This window comes from Pseudomonas sp. ICMP22404 (assembly GCF_006227205.1).
In the GTDB taxonomy this organism is placed as follows: Bacteria; Pseudomonadota; Gammaproteobacteria; order Pseudomonadales; family Pseudomonadaceae; genus Aquipseudomonas.
Window position 1 is genome coordinate 1 of record NZ_VCNG01000048.1, and the last position, 962, is coordinate 962.

Annotated in this window: 1 rRNA gene; it reads left to right on the top strand. The window is 43.6% G+C overall.

The features are described 5' to 3' along the window. Positions 1–42: 42 nt before the first annotated feature. Positions 43–962 (top strand): 16S ribosomal RNA (locus FGE05_RS29570); the annotation flags it as partial.

Sequence of the window (962 nt, forward strand, 5' to 3'; positions counted from 1 at the left end):
CGAATCTAAAATTAAAACAAAACCAATTTATTAAACACGCAATTTTTTGAGAGTTTGATCCTAGCTCAGGATGAACGCTCGCTGTGTGCCTAATACATGCATGTTGAACGGGATGTAGCAATACATTCAGTAGCGAATGGGTGAGTAACACGTACCTAACCTACCTTTAAGACTGGGATAACTATTGGAAACAATAGCTAATACCGGATATAGTTATTTATCGCATGATGAGTAATAGAAAGGAGCTTCACAGCTTCACTTAAAAATGGGGGTGCGGAACATTAGTTAGTTGGTAGGGTAATGGCCTACCAAGACGATGATGTTTAGCCGGGCCGAGAGGCTGTACGGCCACACTGGGACTGAGATACGGCCCAGACTCCTACGGGAGGCAGCAGTAAGGAATTTTCCACAATGAGCGAAAGCTTGATGGAGCGACACAGCGTGCAGGATGAAGTTCTTCGGAATGTAAACTGCTGTTATAAGGGAAGAAAAAATAGAATAGGAAATGATTTTATCTTGACGGTACCTTATTAGAAAGCGACGGCAAACTATGTGCCAGCAGCCGCGGTAATACATAGGTCGCAAGCGTTATCCGGAATTATTGGGCGTAAAGCGTCCGTAGGTTTTTTGCTAAGTCTGGAGTTAAATGCTGAAGCTCAACTTCAGTCCGCTTTGGATACTGGCAAAATAGAATTATAAAGAGGTTAGCGGAATTCCTAGTGAAGCGGTGGAATGCGTAGATATTAGGAAGAACACCAATAGGCGAAGGCAGCTAACTGGTTATATATTGACACTAAGGGACGAAAGCGTGGGGAGCAAACAGGATTAGATACCCTGGTAGTCCACGCCGTAAACGATGATCATTAGTTGGTGGAATAATTTCACTAACGCAGCTAACGCGTTAAATGATCCGCCTGAGTAGTATGCTCGCAAGAGTGAAACTTAAAGGAATTGACGGGAAC